Source organism: Streptomyces sp. NPDC029216 (assembly GCF_040648015.1).
In the GTDB taxonomy this organism is placed as follows: domain Bacteria; phylum Actinomycetota; class Actinomycetes; order Streptomycetales; family Streptomycetaceae; genus Streptomyces.
Genome location: NZ_JBEZWL010000153.1, coordinates 1 through 17,267 on the forward strand (window position 1 = coordinate 1; position 17,267 = coordinate 17,267).

12 protein-coding genes and 1 pseudogene are annotated in these 17,267 nt (G+C 72.9%); 7 read left to right on the plus strand and 6 right to left on the minus strand.

The annotated features are described in order from the left end of the window. Positions 1-5 precede the first annotated feature (5 nt). The 4 genes from AB0F18_RS33210 to AB0F18_RS33225 all read left to right on the plus strand — a co-directional run bounded on the left by AB0F18_RS33210 (position 6) and on the right by AB0F18_RS33225 (position 7,165). Positions 6-788 (plus strand): AAC(3) family N-acetyltransferase, encoded by a 783-nt coding sequence (locus tag AB0F18_RS33210; protein ID WP_362067429.1) that lies wholly within the window; start codon positions 6-8, stop codon positions 786-788. Between the two features lie 43 nt (positions 789-831). Then, the gene (locus AB0F18_RS33215) at positions 832-2,223 is read left to right on the plus strand and encodes a TIR-like protein FxsC (protein WP_362067431.1); all 1,392 of its coding nucleotides are present in this window, start codon (positions 832-834) and stop codon (positions 2,221-2,223) included. After that, on the plus strand, positions 2,207-6,193 hold the full coding sequence (gene fxsT / locus AB0F18_RS33220) for an FxSxx-COOH system tetratricopeptide repeat protein (protein ID WP_362067413.1): 3,987 nt from the start codon (positions 2,207-2,209) through the stop codon (positions 6,191-6,193). The genes AB0F18_RS33215 and fxsT overlap by 17 nt, the downstream gene beginning before the upstream one ends. Before the next feature lie 72 nt (positions 6,194-6,265). After that, complete coding sequence (locus AB0F18_RS33225; RefSeq protein ID WP_362067432.1) at positions 6,266-7,165, plus strand: DUF4231 domain-containing protein; 900 nt, start codon at positions 6,266-6,268, stop codon at positions 7,163-7,165. Between the two features lie 15 nt (positions 7,166-7,180). Here the strand turns inward: AB0F18_RS33225 and AB0F18_RS33230 are convergent, their stop codons facing one another. From AB0F18_RS33230 to AB0F18_RS33245, 4 genes and pseudogenes are all read right to left on the minus strand, one after another. Further along, positions 7,181-7,660, minus strand: coding sequence for a hypothetical protein (locus AB0F18_RS33230; RefSeq protein WP_362067415.1), 480 nt, complete (start codon positions 7,658-7,660; stop codon positions 7,181-7,183). An 82-nt stretch (positions 7,661-7,742) separates the two neighbouring features. Continuing rightward, complete coding sequence (locus tag AB0F18_RS33235; protein WP_362067417.1) at positions 7,743-8,627, minus strand: S1 family peptidase; 885 nt, start codon at positions 8,625-8,627, stop codon at positions 7,743-7,745. Positions 8,628-8,788: 161 nt separating this feature from the next. After that, positions 8,789-9,346, minus strand: a pseudogene (locus AB0F18_RS33240) (DUF1684 domain-containing protein). A 112-nt stretch (positions 9,347-9,458) separates the two neighbouring features. Continuing rightward, the gene (locus tag AB0F18_RS33245) at positions 9,459-10,802 is read right to left on the minus strand and encodes a DUF5685 family protein (RefSeq protein ID WP_362067419.1); all 1,344 of its coding nucleotides are present in this window, start codon (positions 10,800-10,802) and stop codon (positions 9,459-9,461) included. Between the two features lie 285 nt (positions 10,803-11,087). On the opposite strand from AB0F18_RS33245, the gene sepF reads away from it, so the two are divergent. Further along, positions 11,088-11,546, plus strand: a complete 459-nt coding sequence (gene sepF / locus AB0F18_RS33250) for a cell division protein SepF (RefSeq protein WP_362067421.1) — start codon at positions 11,088-11,090, stop codon at positions 11,544-11,546. A 71-nt stretch (positions 11,547-11,617) separates the two neighbouring features. On the opposite strand, the gene AB0F18_RS33255 is transcribed toward sepF, so the two are convergent. Continuing rightward, the gene (locus AB0F18_RS33255; protein ID WP_362067423.1) at positions 11,618-12,820 is read right to left on the minus strand and encodes an acyl-CoA dehydrogenase family protein; all 1,203 of its coding nucleotides are present in this window, start codon (positions 12,818-12,820) and stop codon (positions 11,618-11,620) included. Positions 12,821-12,856: 36 nt separating this feature from the next. Continuing rightward, a complete protein-coding gene (locus tag AB0F18_RS33260; protein WP_362067425.1) occupies positions 12,857-14,566 on the minus strand; it encodes an MFS transporter in 1,710 nt (569 codons plus the stop codon). A gap of 296 nt (positions 14,567-14,862) precedes the next feature. Between AB0F18_RS33260 and AB0F18_RS33265 the strand changes: the two genes are divergently transcribed. Beyond that, positions 14,863-15,993, plus strand: coding sequence for a hypothetical protein (locus AB0F18_RS33265; RefSeq protein ID WP_362067434.1), 1,131 nt, complete (start codon positions 14,863-14,865; stop codon positions 15,991-15,993). A gap of 265 nt (positions 15,994-16,258) precedes the next feature. Next, positions 16,259-17,267 (plus strand): phosphatase PAP2 family protein (locus AB0F18_RS33270; RefSeq protein ID WP_362067427.1); only part of this gene is annotated, 1,009 nt, incomplete at its 3' end.

A 17,267-nucleotide genomic window follows, 5' to 3' on the forward strand; every position in this document is an offset into this window, starting at 1 on the left:
GCGCGCTGGCCCTGGCCGTCCAGCTGCGGCTGCTCGGGGTGCGCCCGCGGGGGCGGCTGCTGGTGCACGCGGCGCTCGGCGGCACCGGACTGCACCCCGGGACGCTGTGCGAGGCCCTCACCGGGGTGCTGGGCCCGCGCGGCACCCTGGTGGTCCCGGCGTTCACCGCGGAGAACTCCCTGACCTCCTCCGCCCACCTGGCCCGGATCGCCGGCCTCGGCGAGGAGGAGGTGGCGGCCTTCCGCGCGCGGATGCCCGCCTTCGACCCGGACCGCACCCCGAGCCAGGGCATGGGCGCCCTCGCCGAGGCGGTCCGTACGGCGCCGGGCGCCGCCCGCAGCGGCCATCCGCAGACCTCCTTCGCCGCGCTCGGCGCGGACGCGCACCGGATCTGCGCGGAACACCGGCTGGAATGCCACCTGGGCGAGGACTCGCCCCTGGGCAAGCTGTGCTGGGAGGGAGGACAGGTACTCATGATCAATGTGGGATTTTCGGCCTGTACCGCTTTCCACCTCGCGGAGTACCGAATTCCGAAGCCCCCCTTGCGCATGTACGACTGTGTGGTGAAGGTGAACCTTCCGGGCGGGCGGCGGGGGCGCGGGCACGAGGGGGAGTGGACCAGGTACGAGGACGTCGCCCTGGACGACGGAGATTTCGCCGAGATCGGCCGGGCATTCCCGGATTCCCTGATGCGCCGGGGGAACGTGGGCGGGGCTCCCGCCGTTCTCTTCTCGATTGCGGACGCCGTCGATCACGCCCAGACCTGGATGACCGAAAACAGACGCTGATTGACTGAACGAGGAGGGGATGTGGCGGAGGAGCTCCGGAATGATGTTCCTTCGCTCGCATCTTCGGGACGGGGGTCGTGTGCCCGCATCAGTGCAGCCCTACTTTTTTCTCAGTTATGCGCATACGCCGAGGTTCGGGCCCGGGGGACCCGACCCGGACATGTGGGTGGAGCGGCTCTTCCGTGATCTCTGCAACCACATCATGGCGCTCACCAGCCTGCCCGCCGGATCCGAGGCCGGCTTCATGGACCGTGAGATACGCAGCGGCGAGGGCTGGTCGGAGCGGCTCGGGGCGGCGCTCGCCACCTGCCGGGTCTTCGTCCCCCTGTTCTCGCCGCGCTACTTCGCCAGTGAGATGTGCGGGAAGGAGTGGTTCGCCTTCGCGCAGCGCGCCATCCAGCTGGGCGCCGTCAGCAACGAGAAGACCGAGGCCATCATCCCGGCCCTGTGGGTACCGGTGCCCCCCTCCCAACTCCCGCTCCCGGCCGAGCGGTTGCAGTTCAACCACAACACCTTCGGTGAGCGCTACGTCACCGACGGGCTGTACGGCCTGATCAAACTCCGCGGATACGCCGAGCAGTACGAGCACGCCGTGTACGAACTGGCGCGCCGCATCGTCAACGTGGCCGAGACCGTCCGCCTGGAGCCCGTCCGCCCGCTGGACTACCGGGTGGTGCCCAGCGCCTTCGGCCCGGCCGGCAGCCGGCACGGCGGCCCCTCCGCCCGCACCCTCCACGTGACCGTGGCCGCCGCCTCCCGGCACGACCTGCCGGAGGGCCGCAGCCCCGAGTACTACGGGGAGAGCGCCCTGGAGTGGAACCCGTACCACCCGGCCTCCCAGCGGCCGGTCGCGTACGTCGCCGAGGAACTGGTCAAGAACCTCAACTACCAGACCACGATGTCCTCCTTCGACGACGAGGCCGGGCACTTCGACGGCAAACAGCCGCCGACCCGGCCGGAGATCCTGATCGTCGACCGCTGGGCGGTGGAGGACGAACACCGCCGCCAGCGCCTGGCCGCCTTCGACCAGGAACACCGCCCGTGGATCAACGTGGTCGTGCCGTGGAACCGCTACGACCACCAGAGCCGGGTCAAGGAGGCCGAGCTGGCCCACCGGCTGGAGGAGACCCTGCCGGTCAAGATGAGCCAGGGCCGGGCCGCCTGCCGGGCCGCCGCCAACGGCGTGGCCAGCATGGAGACGCTCGGGCAGATCCTCCCGCAGGTGGTCGAGGCGGCCGCCCAGCAGTTCCTCAGACACGCCCAGGCGTACCCGCCGGCCGGGCACACCCCCACCGAACGCCGGCGCCTGCTCGGGCCGATGGGGATGAGCGACCCGCCGCCGGCCCCCTTCCCGCCCACGGCACAGCACGGGACAGACGCAGGAAACGACAGCACCGACACCGACCGGGGGGACGCGGATGACAGCCAGTCGTGACAGCCGAGACGGACGCATCGTCACCTTCTACTCGTACAAGGGCGGGACCGGCCGCACGATGGCGCTGGCCAACACCGCCTGGATCCTCGCCGCCAACGGCAAGCGGGTGCTCGCCGTGGACTGGGACCTGGAGGCTCCCGGCCTGCACCGCTTCTTCCACCCCTTCCTGGACCCCTCCACTCTGGGGGCCACCACCGGGGTCATCGACCTGATCAGCGAGTACGCCTGGGCGGCCACCAGCCCGGTGCAGCGCGCCGACGACTGGCACAAGGACTACGCGCGGATACAGCCGCACGCCGTCTCGCTCACCCCGGAGAACCTGGGCTGGGAGTTCCCCGACGGCGGCACCCTCGACTTCGTCTCGGCGGGCCGGCAGAACCGCGAGTACTCGGCGACCGTGTCCACCTTCGACTGGGACAACTTCTACGACCGGCTCGGCGGCGGCCTCTTCTTCGACGCCCTGCGGGCCGACATGAAGCGGAACTACGACTACGTCCTGATCGACAGCCGCACCGGCCTGTCCGACATCGCCGACATCTGCACCGTCCACCTCCCGGACGTCCTGGTCGACTGCTTCACCCTGTCCGACCAGTCCATCGACGGCGCCGCCTCCGTCGCCCGGCAGATCGACGAACGGTTCAACGACCGCGGCATCAAGATCTACCCGGTGCCCATGCGCATCGACGAGGGCGAGAAGGAGAAGGCCGACGCCGGCCGGGCGCTGGCCCGGCTCAAGTTCGACCGCTTCCCCAACGGCCTGGTCGGGGACGAGCTGACCTCGTACTGGGGCGCGGTGGAGATCCCGTACCGCCCCTACTACGCCTACGAGGAGACCCTGGCGACCTTCGGCGACGAGGCGGGGCTCACCAACTCCCTGCTGTCCGCGTTCGAACGGCTCACCACGGTGGTCACCGGCGGCGAGATCACCTCCATGCCCGTGATCGGCGAGGAGGTCCGGCTGCGGATCCGGGACGCCTTCACCCGGCGCCGCCCGGCCCTGCCCGCCGACCTGTTCCTCTCCTACGTCGCCGAGAACCGGATGTGGGCCGACTGGATCGAGTCGGTGCTCACCCGGGCCGGCTTCCGCGTCGTGCCCAAGGACGTCTCCGCGGAGCGCCCGCCCCTCCCCGACAGCGGCGCCGGCGACACCCTGGGCGGCGGGACGGGCATCAGCGTCGACACCGCCGCCCGGACGGTGGTGCTGCTCTCCAGCGCCTACCTCAAGTCGGCGCGGGCCGTGGACGTGTGGAACCGGGCCGCCGCCGAGGACCCCACCGGGGGCCGGCGCCACCTGGTGCCGCTGCGGGTGGGCGACGTACGCCTCGCCACGCCCTACATCGACCGCAACCCGGTGGACCTGTTCCGGCTCGACGAGGTGCACGCGACCGCCGCCCTGCTGCGCGCGGTGGAACGGCCGATGGCCCTCGCCGACACCGTCGCCGGCGCCTCCCAGCCCGGCCCCCGCTTCCCCGGGACGGTCCCGAAGATCTGGAACGCGCCGCCCCGCAACCCCGGGTTCACCGGCCGCAGCATCGTGCTGGAGCGGATGCGCGACCAGCTGGGCGGCGGCATGGCCGTGGTGCTGCCGCAGCCGCAGACCCTCTACGGGCTCGGCGGCGTCGGCAAGACGCAGGTGGCGCTGGAGTACGTGCACCGGTTCATGGCCGACTACGACCTGGTGTGGTGGATCTCCTCGGAGCAGACCGACGACGTGGTCGCGGCCCTCGCGGAGCTCGCCGTACGGCTGGGCGCGCAGACCGGCGAGGACATGGCGGCCGCCTCCCAGGAGGCGATCGACCTGCTGCGCCGGGGCGTGCCGTCCTCGCGCTGGCTGCTGGTCTTCGACAACGCCGACGATCCCGAGACGCTGAAGCGGTTCTTCCCGCCGGGCGGCCCGGGGCACGTGCTGGTGACCTCCCGCAACCAGTCCTGGTCCCAGTACGGGGACGCGCTGCCGGTGGACGTGTTCCTGCGCGAGGAGTCCATCGAGCACCTCCAGCGCCGCGCGCCGGGGCTGAGCAAGGAGGACGCCGAGCAGGTGGCCGTGGCGGTGGGCGACCTGCCGCTGGCCGTCGAGCAGGCCGGGGCGTGGATCGCGGAGACGGCGACGCCGGTGTCCGCGTACCTGGAGCAGCTCGCCGAGCAGACCGCGCGGGTGCTGGGCCTGAACCAGCCGGCCGGGTACCCGCAGCCGGTGGCCGCGACCTGGAACGTGTCGATCGAGCGGCTCCAGTCCCGCTCCCCCGCCGCGGTGCGGCTGCTCCAGCTGTGCGCCTTCTTCGCGCCGGAGCCGATCTCGGCGAACCTCCTGTACAGCAAGGAGATGATCGACGCGCTCAAGCCGTACGACGCCTCGCTCCAGGAGAAGCTGGTGCTGGGCCGGGTGATCCGGGAGATCGGCCGGTTCGCGATGGCCAAGGTCGACCAGGTCAGCAACAGCATCCAGGTGCACCGGCTGGTCCAGGCGGTGATCCGGGCGCAGCTGTCGGAGGAGGAGCAGCGCGAGGCGCGGCACGCGGTGCACCGGATCCTGGCGGGGGCGCGCCCGGACGACGACGAGCCGATAGACAACCCGGCGACCTGGCCGAAGTTCAACACGATCTGGCCGCACCTGAGCCCGTCGGAGGCCCGGTTCTGCAAGGAGCCGGAGACCCGCCGGCTGCTGATCGACCGGGTCCGCTACCTGTGGAAGCGCGGTGACTTCAAGGCCGCGTACACCCTGGGCGAGGAGCTGCGCGAGGCCTGGCGGGAGATGCTCGGCAGCGACGACCTCCAGTACCTGTACCTGCGCTTCCACCTGTCGAACATCCTGCGGTCGCAGGGCCGGTTCGTGGAGGCGAAGGAGCTGGACGAGGTCACGCTGGAGCGGCAGCGGGCCGCGCTGGGCCCCTCGCACCCGCACACGTACATGACCACCAGCGGTCTGGCGATGGACCTGGGCGCGCTCGGCCGGTACGGGGAGGCGATGGAGCTGGCGACGGCGGCGCACGAGGGCTTCGGGCAGATCTTCCACGAGGCGCATCCGCGCACCCTGGCGGCGGCGAACAACCTGGCGCTGAACCTGCGCATGGTCGGGCAGTACGGGCGGGCCCGGGAGATCGACCAGGAGGTCTTCGACCGGCGTACGGAGGTGCTGGGCCCGGACCACCCGTACACCCTGTCCTCGGCGCAGAACCTGGCGCGGGACCTGCGCGAGGTGGGCCGGTACGACGATTCGGTGCAGCTGCTGAGCCGGACGTACGAGATCTACAAGCGGACGCTGGGCCGGGCCTTCCCGGGCACGCTGTCGGCGGCGAAGAACCTGGCGGTGTCGCTGCGGCGGGCCGGGGAGCTGGAGGACGCGCTGCGGCTGACGACGGCGACCCGCAACCGGTACCGGGCCAAGTACACCTCGGTCAACCCGGACCTGCTGGCCTGCGAGCTGAACCTGGCCTCGGACCTGTTCGCGACCGGTGATCCGGGGGCGGCGCGGGACCTGGCGCAGGAGGTGGTGGACGAGTACATGAAGGTGCCGGGCGAGAAGCACCCGTACACCCTGGCCGCGGTGAACAACCTGGCGGTGTTCCACTGGGGGACGGGGGCGTCGGAGACGGCGGAGCCGCTGCTGCGGCAGACGGTCCGCAGCATGCGCGAGGTGCTGGGCGACAACCACCCGCACACGATCTTCGCGCACATGAACCTGGCCAACGCCCGGGCGGACCTGGGGGATCCGGAGGGTGCCCTGGAGCTGGAGCGGGAGGCGGTGGTGCGGCTGCGCGAGGCGCTGGGGGCGCACCACCCGGAGACCCTGGCGAGCGCGTCGAACATGGCGGTGAGCCTGGACATGATGGGCCGCAAGGAGGAGGCGGCCCGGGTGCGGGCGGAGGCGGTGTCCGAGCTGACGCGGATGCTCGGGGAGGACCACGGTCTGACCCGGTACGCCCGTGACGAGCGGCGGGTCCACCGGGACCTGGAGCCGCTCGCCGTGTGATCCGACAGCGGGCGGCGGGGCTTCGCGGTCCCGCCGCCCGGAGCGAGCGCAGGGGGCGCCGTGACCGACAGCATGACGTTTCGCAACGAGGACCTGCCGGCCCTCTTCCACCACACCGATCAGGCGGCGGTCTCCCGGCAGCGGGAGTCCACGCAGGCCACGCGGGCGCAGCTGGTGCTGCTGGTCGTGGCGGCGGGGGCGGCCGCGCTGCCGTCGGGGCCCTCGGCGGGCGGGCTGCACGTGTTCGCGGCGCTGAGCGCGCTGGCGTACGCGGGGGTGCTGGCCGTGGGCGTACGGGCGACGCGGCGCAGGGCCCGGCCGCAGTGGCAGCTCAACCGGAGCGCGGCCGAGTTCATCAAGTCGCTGGCGTGGCGGTACGCCGTGCACGGGGCGCCCTTCGGCAGTGAGGTCGCCGGGCCGGAGGGGGTGTACCGGGCGCGGCTGGAGAAGGGGCTGGACGAGCTGCGCAAGATGGGCTGGCGGGATCCGCGGACGGAGGGCCTGGTGCCGGAGGGGGCGGAGATCACCGGGGCGATGCAGCGGCTGCGCGGGCTGGGGTACCAGGTGCGCAGGGAGACGTACGTCCGGGACCGGCTGATCGAGCAGCGCAACTGGTACCAGCGCCGGACGGAGGCTTCGCGGCGGGCGACGGCGCTGTGGTCGTGGACGATCGTGCTGCTGACCTGTCTGGGGCTGCTGTTCGCGCTGTTCGGGGCGTTCGGCTCGGGTCCGGGGGCTTCGTCGGCGGCGGGGCTGATGAGCGCGGCCGCGGCGGCGGGGATCGCCTGGAACGAGGTGCGGCGCCACCATCCGCTGATCGAGGCGCACACGCTGATCGAGCAGGACCTGTCGGCGATGATGGTCGTGATGCAGACGACGATCACGGAGTCGCAGTGGCCGTCGGCGGTGTACGAGACGGAGCGGTACGTGTCGCCGCAGCACACCGACTGGCTGGCGCGGCACAGCAGTTGAAGCCGGGGGCGTGGTTCAGTCGCGGGCCACGCCCTCGCGCCAGATGACGGTGACGGGTTTGCCGAGGGCCCGGGCGTAGGCGACGATCTCGCCGGTGCCGCCGTGCCCGCGGGCGGGGAGCCCGTCCCAGACGGCCACGAGCCGGTCGCAGGTCTCGGCGATGTAGGTGCCGGCCGCGTAGTAGGCCTCGTCGGTGGAGCGGGGGAAGGCCATCACGACCTCACGGGTGGCGCGGTCCTTGAGGCGCCGGTAGCCGGCGAGGGCGTGCGGGTCCTGGAAGGTCTCCTCGTAGTCCCCGCTGGGGATGACCACGGTGAGCTCGGCGCCGTGCTCCAGGGCGATGGCGGCGAAGAGCTGGTCGGCGCCGTCCGCGAGGCTGGAGAGGGCCTCCAGCGGCCCGGGGTGCCCGCCGAGTACGGCCCGCAGGCCCTCCTCGACATGGGCGAGGCACTCGTCGGGAATCGCCCGGTGCCCGGTCACGCCGATCCGCTTCATACGAGCTCCTCCCCCGTGGACGCCCTGGACATCCTCCCAGAAGGCGGGAGGACGTCCAGGGGGCCTGCGCCGGGGGTGGCCGTCAGTAGACGCTGACGCCGTAGGCGCTCAGGGCCTCGGTGACGGGCTGGAAGAAGGTGGTGCCGCCCGAGGAGCAGTTGCCGCTGCCGCCGGAGGTGAGGCCGACCGCGCGGCTGCCGGAGTAGAGGGGGCCGCCGCTGTCGCCGGGTTCGGCGCAGACATTGGTCTTGATCATGCCGTAGACGATGTCCCCGTTGCCGTAGTTCACGGTGGCGTTGAGGCCGGTGACGGAGCCGCTGTGGATGCCGGTGGTGGAGCCGCGCCGGGTGACGGACATGCCGGTGGTGGCGTTGACGGCGGTGGTGATGTCCTGGCTGCCGACGGTGCCGGGCGGGACCGTGCTGCTGCTGGCGTACTTGATGAGGCCGTAGTCGTTGGTGGGGAAGCTGGATCCGACGGTGCTGCCGATGACGGTGGTGTGGGAGGAGCTCGTCCACCAGGTTCCGGCGCCGTCGGTGCAGTGGCCGGCCGTCAGGATGTAGTACGTGCTGCCGTTGCGGACGTTGAAGCCGAGCGAGCAGCGCCAGCTGCTGGCGTAGATGGCGTCGCCGCCGGAGAGCAGCTTCCTGATCTTGCCGGGGGTGCGTTCGATGCGCAGCGCGGCGGCGTCGGGTCCGGCCTCGCTGCGGATTCTGGCGATGTCGGCGTTGGTGACCGTGGAGTCGGCGGTGACCACGAGGGTCCCGGTGGCGGGGTCGGTGTGCCAGGCGGTGCCGGCGACGTCGGCGCGCAGGACGGACGCCCCGGCGGCGGCGAGCCGGGCGGCGCTGAATCCGGTGTCCGCGGCGTCGGCGCTGGCGGCGGTGGGGGCGGCGATCGCGGCGGCGGCGGCCAGGCCGGTGGCCACGGCGAGCAGCCGGACACGGATGGTGCTCTTGTTCCTCACTTCACGTCCTCCCGGAGGGGGTCTGGGGCCCGGCGGTCGTGGGGGTGCCGGAGCCCTTGAGCGGCGGGGGGAGGGCGCGGCGGTCGTCCGGCCGTCGGCCGAATTTTTCGCCGTGCCCCTGACAAGTCCGCCGGATGACGCTGAACGGGAGTGTCCTGGCGTCAGTTACCGGCTGCAAGGGCGCCTTTCAGCCGTCGCTCCCCGGTGGCGGCGTCGAAGGGCAGGGTGTTCCCGGGGGGCGGGAACGGGCAGATGAAGTGGTCGGCGAAGGCGCGGGGGGCAGCAGGGCGCGGTTGAGGTCGACGGTGGTGCCCCCGTCCGGATCCGGGGTGCCGGGCCGCAGGAAGCGGAAGCGGTAGCTGGAGCACACCGCTGGTGGCGTCGGCGAAGACGGCCCGGAGGCTGCCGTCGTCCGCGTCGACGGCCACCTGGAGGGCGTGCCGGGTCCCGGCGTGTTCGAAGGCCGGCTCGCCGCCGAGACCGAGCCCGCGGGCGCGGCCGTCGGCGTTCTCCACGCCGTCGGCGGTGGCGCGCCGGCGCCCCGGAACGGCCGGAATTCGACCTTCCAGGTCCTCCGGCACCGTCTCGGAGAGCCTGCGGGTCCCCCCGGACGAAGTCTGGGTGCCGGTCAGCGCGAGGGGTCCGTAGGGGGCGGAGACGGTGGCCACGCGCTGCTCGTGCCACCGCCGCCAGGCCGTGGTCGCTTCGTCGTCGCTCATGCCGCTCAGCCCTTCCCGGCGGGCCCGGACGGGAATCCCCCCCGTACGCCGTCCGGGCCTGTGGGAACTGACGTGGCCTCAGCCCCGCCTGCGGGCAAGGGCCCCCGCCGGCTCAGCTGCAGCCGCAGTCACAGTCACAGCCGTCACAGCAGCAGCCGTCACAGTTGCAGCAGTCACAGCCGTCGCAGTTGCAGCAGTCGCAGTCACAGTCGTCACACCAGGCGTCTCGCTTCTGGCGGGACCAGGGGCCCTCGTAGTCGGTGCAGCAGATCTGGCAGGTGCAGAACAGCCCGATGGCCACCGCGCAGCCGTGCAGCAGACCCCGGCGCGGCTTCTGCGGGGGCTGCCCGCCGAAGCCCCCGCCGCCACCGCCGCCGGGGCCGCCCGGGCCCATCGGGGGCGGCGTGCCCGGCCCGCCGGGGGCGTAGTGCGGGGCCCCGCCGCCGTAGGGGTTCTGGCCGTAGGGGTTCTGGCCGTACCCGCCGCCCTGCCCGTACGCGCCGGGGGCGTTCGGGTCGTAGCCCTGCGGGGGGTAGCCCTGCGGCGGCTGACCATAGCCCTGTCCGGCGGAGTTCGCGGCGGCGTGGCCGTGCCCGCAGGAGTTCGTGCCGAAGGCCCGGTCCACCGAGGTGCGCAGCTCGTGCACCAGCAGCCGGTGGGCGAGCCCCGCGTCGGCGAACTCGACCTCGCGCATCGCCAGCTTGATCCCGTGGAGCGCGTCGTCGCACAGCCGGCGGGCCTCGGCGCGGGAGGTCCCGGTCGCGGTGAGCGGGTTCCAGGCGCCCGCGGCGGCGTCGGCGGCCTGGTCCTCGACGGCGTCCAGCAGGTGCGCGAGCCGGCCGAAGTAGCGTCCGGCCTCCGCCAGCGGCGCGGCGTTCCCTGGCCGTCCCGCCAGGACCGCGGTATGCGCGAAGGCGGCCGCGGTGGCGGTCTCCGTGGGCTCGGTGACCACCAGGACGGGCGTGCCGGGGCCGGCCAGGGTCTCGATGCCGCCCTGGCGGTCCACGGCGTCGACGAGCACCGCCGTGTCGAAGCCGAGCGCGGCCCCGGTGCGGGCGCCGGCCCGGTCCCAGCCCTTGGCCACCCGGCGGGCGGCGGCGGCGATCGGGGCGCGGGCCAACAGGCCGTCCCGGTCGGCCACGTGGTCCCGCACCTTCGCCGAGGCCAGCACCAGCGACACGGCGGCCGCGAGCCGGGCGCCCTCGCCGTTGGCGACCGGGGCCGTGCGCATGCCGCGCAGCGGGCAGGGGCCGGCGGTGCGCCGCGCGCCGGGAAGCGGACCCGACTGAGCCTCCGTCAGAACGGAGACCAGCAGCCCGTCGTAGTTCGTGACGATCCGCGCGAACTGGCCGTGGTCACCGCGAAGTGCCAGGCACAGACCGCACAGATGGGCCATCCACTCCGTCTTGAACCGGTCGCCGAGCCGGTGCGTGCAAGGTCTGACGATGCCGAACAAACCGCTTCCCCCGTGTGTCATCCGCCTGTTTCGGGGGCATCGTATCCAGCCAACTCGTTCACCCGTACGCCCGAGCACCCCACCCGGACGGCGGTGGCGGTCGTATTTTCACTCAGTCAGCAGCGGCAGTGGCCGGGATCCTCGCCGGTGCAACGGATGTTCTGCACCAGTCCCGTCACGAAACCCCTGCGCGGCGGCTATCCACTTGGCGCGTTGTCAGCATCATGGACGACCATAGGGGCAACGGAGCAGAAGACAGACTGGCCACGGTGAAAGGAGGCGTCCATGGGTTCGGTACGCAAGGCGAGCGCCTGGTTGGGTCTCGTGGAGGACAACGACGACGAGCGGTACTACGACGACGACTACGCGGAGGCGGTGGACCGCCGGCAGGGCTCGGTCGCGGGCCCCGGCGACCAGTGGGTCACCGACCCGCGGGTGCGCGTGGCCTCGGAGTCGGCGGTCGAGCAGGGCCGGCGCATCGCGACGGTGACCCCGGACGGGTTCCGCGACGCGCGCGGCATCGGCGAGCTCTTCCGCGAGGGCGTCCCGGTGATCGTGAACCTGTCGTCCATGGACCCGACCGACGCCAAGCGCGTGGTCGACTTCGCGGCCGGCCTGACCTTCGGGCTGCGCGGCTCGATCGAGCGGGTGGCGACCAGGGTCTTCCTCCTGACCCCGGCCGACACCCAGATCGTCAGCGGTGAGGCGGGCGGCCGCGCCCGCGACTTCTTCAACCAGAGCTGAGCGGGGTGGGCGCACCTCTGGGGGTCCCCCCGGACGGAGTCTGGGGGAGGTAGCTGGGGGACCTCGCCGGCTTACCGGAAGGCGTCGAGCCCGGTGAGCGCCTTGCCCAGCACCAGCTGGTGCATCTCGACGGTGCCCTCGTAGGTGAGCACCGACTCCAGGTTGGTGGCGTGCCGCATGACGGGGTACTCCAGCGAGATCCCGTTGGCCCCGAGGATGGTCCGCGCGGTGCGGCAGATGTCGATGGCCTCGCGGACGTTGTTGAGCTTGCCGAAGCTGATCTGCTCCGGCCGCAGGGTCCCCGCGTCCATGCGCCGGCCCAGGTGGTGGGCGAGCAGGATGCCCTTGTGGAGTTCCAGCGCCATGTCGGCCAGCTTGGCCTGGGTGAGCTGGAAGCCGCCGATGGGCCTGCCGAACTGCTCCCGCGTCCGCGCGTAGTCGAGCGCGGCCTCGAAGCTGGCGCGCGCCGCGCCCATGGCCCCCCAGATGATCCCGTACCGCGCGTGGCTGAGGCAGCCCAGCGGACCCTTGAGCCCCGTGACGCCCGGCAGCACCGCGTCCGCGGGCAGACGGACGTCGTCCAGCACCAGCTCGCTCGTCACCGACGCGCGCAGCGACCACTTGTGCTTGATCTCCGGGGCGGAGAAGCCCGGCGTGTCGGTGGGGACGGCGAAGCCGCGGATCCCCTCGTCCGTCTGCGCCCACACGACGGCCACGGAGGCCACCGAGCCGTTGGTGATCCACATCTTGCGGCCGTTGAGGATCCAGTCGGAGCCCTCCCGCTTGGCGTGGGTGCGCATCGCGGCCGGGTCGGAGCCGACGTCGGGCTCGGTGAGGGCGAAGCAGCCGATCAGCTCGCCGGCCGCCATGCCCGGCAGCCAGCGCTGCTTCTGCTCCTCGGAGCCGTACTTCCAGATCGCGTACATGGCGAGCGAACCCTGTACGGAGACCAGCGAGCGGATCCCGGAGTCGGCGGCCTCCAGCTCCAGGCAGGCCAGGCCGTACTGGACGGCGCTCGCGCCCGCGCAGCCGTAGCCGGTCAGGGACATGCCGAGGGCGCCGATGGAGCCGAGCTCGCGGGCCAGCTCGCGGATCCCGGGGAGCTCGCCGGCCTCGTACCACTGGGCGATGTGCGGCAGGACCCGGTCGGCGGCCCAGGCGCGGACGGTGTCGCGTACGGCGAGGTCCTCGGGGCTGAGGAGTTCGTCGAGCCCGAGCGGATCGGTGGGGACGAAGGGGGTCTTCGGCGCGGACGACGCGGACGAAGCGGACAAGAGGGGCCTCCCGGCAGGCACGTGAGGGGGCGAAACCTAGCGGTGCAAGTTTCTCCCCGAGGCCGCCCCGGGTCCACCCCCGACCTGCGCGGCGGGGCCCTTGGCCTGGGCGGGCAGGCGTACGGCCGCACCCGCGTCGGCGGCGGCCGGGACCGGGTCCTCGGCGAGCACACCGCAGGCGGCCGGCTCGGCGTTCTCCATGGTGCGCGGCAGCTTGAGCGCCATCACCGCGCCCGCCAGCAGCAGGCCCGCGCTGACCACCAGGGTCACGTGCAGCCCGTGCACGAAGGAGTGCCGGGCGGCGGCGGCCAGGGAGTCCCCCGCGGGGCCGCCGAGGTGGGCGGCGATCTGGTAGGCCTCGCCGAGGGAGTTCGCGGCGCCCGCCGACTCCCCCGCCGACACCCCCGGGACGTCCAGCAGGCCGGGCCGGTAGGCGGCGTTCATCACGCTGCCGAGCAGGGCGATGCCCATGCCCGCGCCGAGCTGGTAGGAGGTCTCGCCTATGGAGGCGGCGCCGCCGGCGGCCTCCACCGGGGCCTCGCTCAGCATGGACTCGTACGCCGCGAAGAGGGTGGTCTGGAGCCCGAAGCCCAGCAGCACGAACCCGGTGGTCAGCAGGACGGGCCGGTCGTGCTGGCCCATCAGCGTCAGCAGCAGCACCGCGCCGGCGGTCAGCACGAAGCCCAGCGAGACCATCGTGCGCGGCCCGACCCGCTGGAGGGTGTAGGAGCCGCTGGCCCCGGCGGCCATCGCGGCGAAGGTCAGCGGCAGCAGCCGCAGGCCGGTCTCCAGCGGGCTCAGGTGCAGCACCAGCTGGAGGTACTGGACGGCGATCAGCTCCAGGCCGACCAGGGCCAGCATGGCGAGCACGATGCAGCCGACGGAGGTGGAGAAGGCGGTCCGGGAGAACATCCGCATGTCGATCAGCGGGTGCTCGCGCCGCTTCTGCCGGCGGACGAAGAGCACCAGCAGCACCGCGCCGAGGACCAGCGGGACCAGTGCCTGCAGGTCGCCGAGCTGGCGTTCGGCGCCGATCCGCTTGACCCCGAGCACCACGCCGAGCACGCCGGCCGCGGCCATCAGCGCGCCCAGCACGTCCCAGGGGCCGTCGGCCGCCCCCCGGGACTCGGGCAGCAGCCAGCGGCCGAGCGGCAGGACCAGCGCCATGAGCGGGATGTTGATGAGGAAGACGGAGCCCCACCAGAAGTGCTGGATGAGGAGCCCGCCCAGGACCGGGCCGCTGGCCGCGCCGATCGCGGCGACGGCGGTCCAGATGCCGATGGCCAGGGCCCTCTCGCGCCGGTCGGGGAAGACCTGGCGCAGGATCGACAGCGTGGCCGGCATGATCATCGCCCCGCCGACCCCGAGCAGGGCGCGGGCGCCGATCAGCACCTGGGCGTCGCCGGCGAGGGCGGCGATCGCCGAGGCGACGCCGAAGAGGGTGTAGCCGAGGAGCAGGATCCGGCGGCGGCCGACCCGGTCGCCGAGGGTGCCGAAGAGGATCAGCAGCGCGGCGCACACCAGCGGGTAGGCGTCGACGATCCACAGCAGCTCCTGCGAGCCGGGCCGCAGGTCCTCGGTGACGGCGGGGACGGCGACGTGCAGGATCGTCGCGTCGAGCGCGACGAGCACCAGGCTGACGCAGAGGACGGCGAGGACGACCCAGCGGTTGGCGCCGCCGGAGGCCTCGGTGATCCGCTGCCGGAGGGAGGACTTCCTGTCGCCGGCCGTGTTCGTCCCCGACATCCATGTACCTCCCAGGTGATCCCTCGCACTCGGCGGACCAGCGTCGTGTGGCGCCGCGGGGTGGTGCCCTGTGCGGCGTCCTACGGGGTCCGGCATCGACACGCGAGTGAAGGGTCAGCGTACGCGAGTTCGTGTGACCGGCACGTGGCCAAGCTCTCATCCCGGCGGCGGCCCCCGTGTGGTGTGCGCCACTCGCCCCCCTTTCTCCCTCCGCCCGTGTGCACGCCTGGTCACGGCGTGTGGTTCTGGTTCCGTTCCCGGTGGCGGCGGCGTCGATACTCGTCCCCGTGACCACTGTGCCCGCCTCCGAAGCTCCCCCCAAGTACCCCGGCGCGCGCCGGGCCGCGCCCGCGCTCGCCGCGTTCGCCGCGGTCCGGCTGCTCGGGCTGGCCGTGCTCGCGGTGTGGTGCGCGGTGGCCGGCAGCAGCCCGCACACGCTGCTGTCGGCGCGCTGGGACTCCCTCTGGTACGCGCGGATCGCCGCGGAGGGGTACGGGTACGAGGTGGTCCTGCCGAGCGGGGCCGTCCACTCGAACCTGGCGTTCTTCCCGCTGCTGCCGTGGCTGGAGCGGCTGGTGGCGGCGCCCACCGGGCTCTCCTACGGCTCGGCGGGCCTGGTGGTGTCGGCGGTCGCCGGGCTCGCCGCCGCCTGGGGGATCTTCGCCGTCACCGACCTGCTGCACGGGCGGCGCGCCGGGGTGCTGGCGGCGGGGCTGTGGGCGGCGCTGCCGGTGGGGATCGTCCAGTCGATGGCGTACAGCGAGTCGCTGTTCACCGCCCTGGCCGCCTGGGCCCTGTACGGGGCGCTGCGCGGGCGCTGGCTCACGGCGGGCCTGCTCGCGGCGGGGGCGGGTCTGACCCGCCCGGTCGGGGCGGCGGTGGTCGCGGCGGTGTGGACGGCGGCCGCCCTGGCGTGGCGGCGCGGCGAGCGCACGTGGCGGATCGCGGCCGGGGTGGTGCTGGCCCCGCTGGGGGCGGCGGCGTACGCACTGTGGGTGGGCGCCCGCACCGGCGGGGGGCTGACCGGCTACCTGGACGTGCAGGCGGGCTGGGGCAACGGCTTCGACGGGGGCTGGGCCTTCGCCCGGTTCGTCGGGGCGCGGCTGGCCTCGTCCGCCTTCCTCGCCGGGGTGGGCCTGATCGCGGGGGTGCTGCTGGTCCTGTGGCTGTACTCGCTGTGCGTGCGCCGCCGCCTGCCGGCCGCGCTCCTCGTCTACTGCGGGATCGTGGTGGCGCTGGCGCTGTGCGCCTCGGGGTACTTCGGGTCCAAGCCCCGGCTGCTGCTGCCGGCGTTCCCGCTGATGCTGCCGCCCGCACTGGCGCTGGCGCGGTGGCGGCGTGGACGGGCGGCGGCGGTCGTCGCGGGGCTCGCCCTGGCCTCGGCCGTCTACGGGGCGTTCTGGCTGAACGGCTCGGGCCCTCCGTGACCGGGGCGCGGCCCATCACCCATGATCACGGAATGGACCATTCCAATCCATGATTGCGCAAAGGAATTGGGCTGCCGCGATAAACCCTCCGTAAGGGCGCGGACAATTGGCGGGGCAGCACTCCGAGAGGCGAATCCGGGGAGTTCCAACGGGGGGTGGAATAGCGGCAATTAAGTCCCTTGTGAGACGCACTCCACATCACATGGTCATCACAAAGCGTGCGATACGCACGGGCCGCGCTTCGACGCGCGGTAACGTCGATTGAGTGCGTACTGACCAAATGCTGACCCGTCTGGAGCCGGTGTTCGCCCGGCTGGACCGGGAACCAGAGCGACCGGCTCATCTGCAAACTCCGCGGATGAGCCGGCACCGCGTCGTGCTCCTCTCCGCGACCCTCGCCTTCTACGTCGCGACCGTCGTGGCCGTACTGACGACGTCCTGGCTCGTCCGCCTGGACTGGCAGATCATGTTCTTCCGGCCGTACGAGCAGTGGCCTCAGATCCACGCCTTCCTCGACTACCTGGTCGTCCTCGGCCAGCGTGGACCCACGGCGGTGATGGTCGCGGCCTGGCTCGGCTGGCGCTCCTGGCGGCAGCACACCCTCCGCCCGCTGATCGCCCTCGGCGTGGCCCTGCTGCTGCTGAACATCACCGTGGGCTCCGTGAAGCTCGGCCTCGGCCGGCTCGGCCCGCACTACGCCACGCAGATCGGCTCCGCCGAGCTCTTCGCGGGCGGCGATATATTCCCTTCCGGCCACACCGCCAACGCCGTCGTGACCTGGGGGATCCTGGCCTACCTGGCCTCCACCACGGTCACCCGGCGGGTGCTGTCCATCCTCTCCGGGGTCCTTTCGCTCAGCGTCGGCGCCACCACCGTCTACCTGGGCACCCACTGGGTCAGCGACGTCCTCCTCGGCTGGACCGCCGGTCTGCTGATCATGCTGGCGCTGCCCTGGTTCGAGCCGCTCATCGCCCGCTCCGAGGCGTACGTCTTCGAGCTGCGCGAGGGGTGGCGCCGCCGGCTGGAGGACGGCCGGGTCTCCGAACCCGTCGCCGCGGCCCTCACCCCTCTGCTCTCCGCGGGCGGGAAGTGGCGGCCCCGGCGCGCCGACGGGGCCGAGACGGCCCCCGTCCCCGCGCAGACGCCCGCCGCCGGGCACTCCCCCGCGCTGCGGCCCACGGCGCACGCGCACCCGGTGTCCCGGCCGCACCTGATCCGCTCCGAGCGCACCCCGGTCACCCCGGCCGGCAGCCGCCGCCCGGCGCACACCGAGC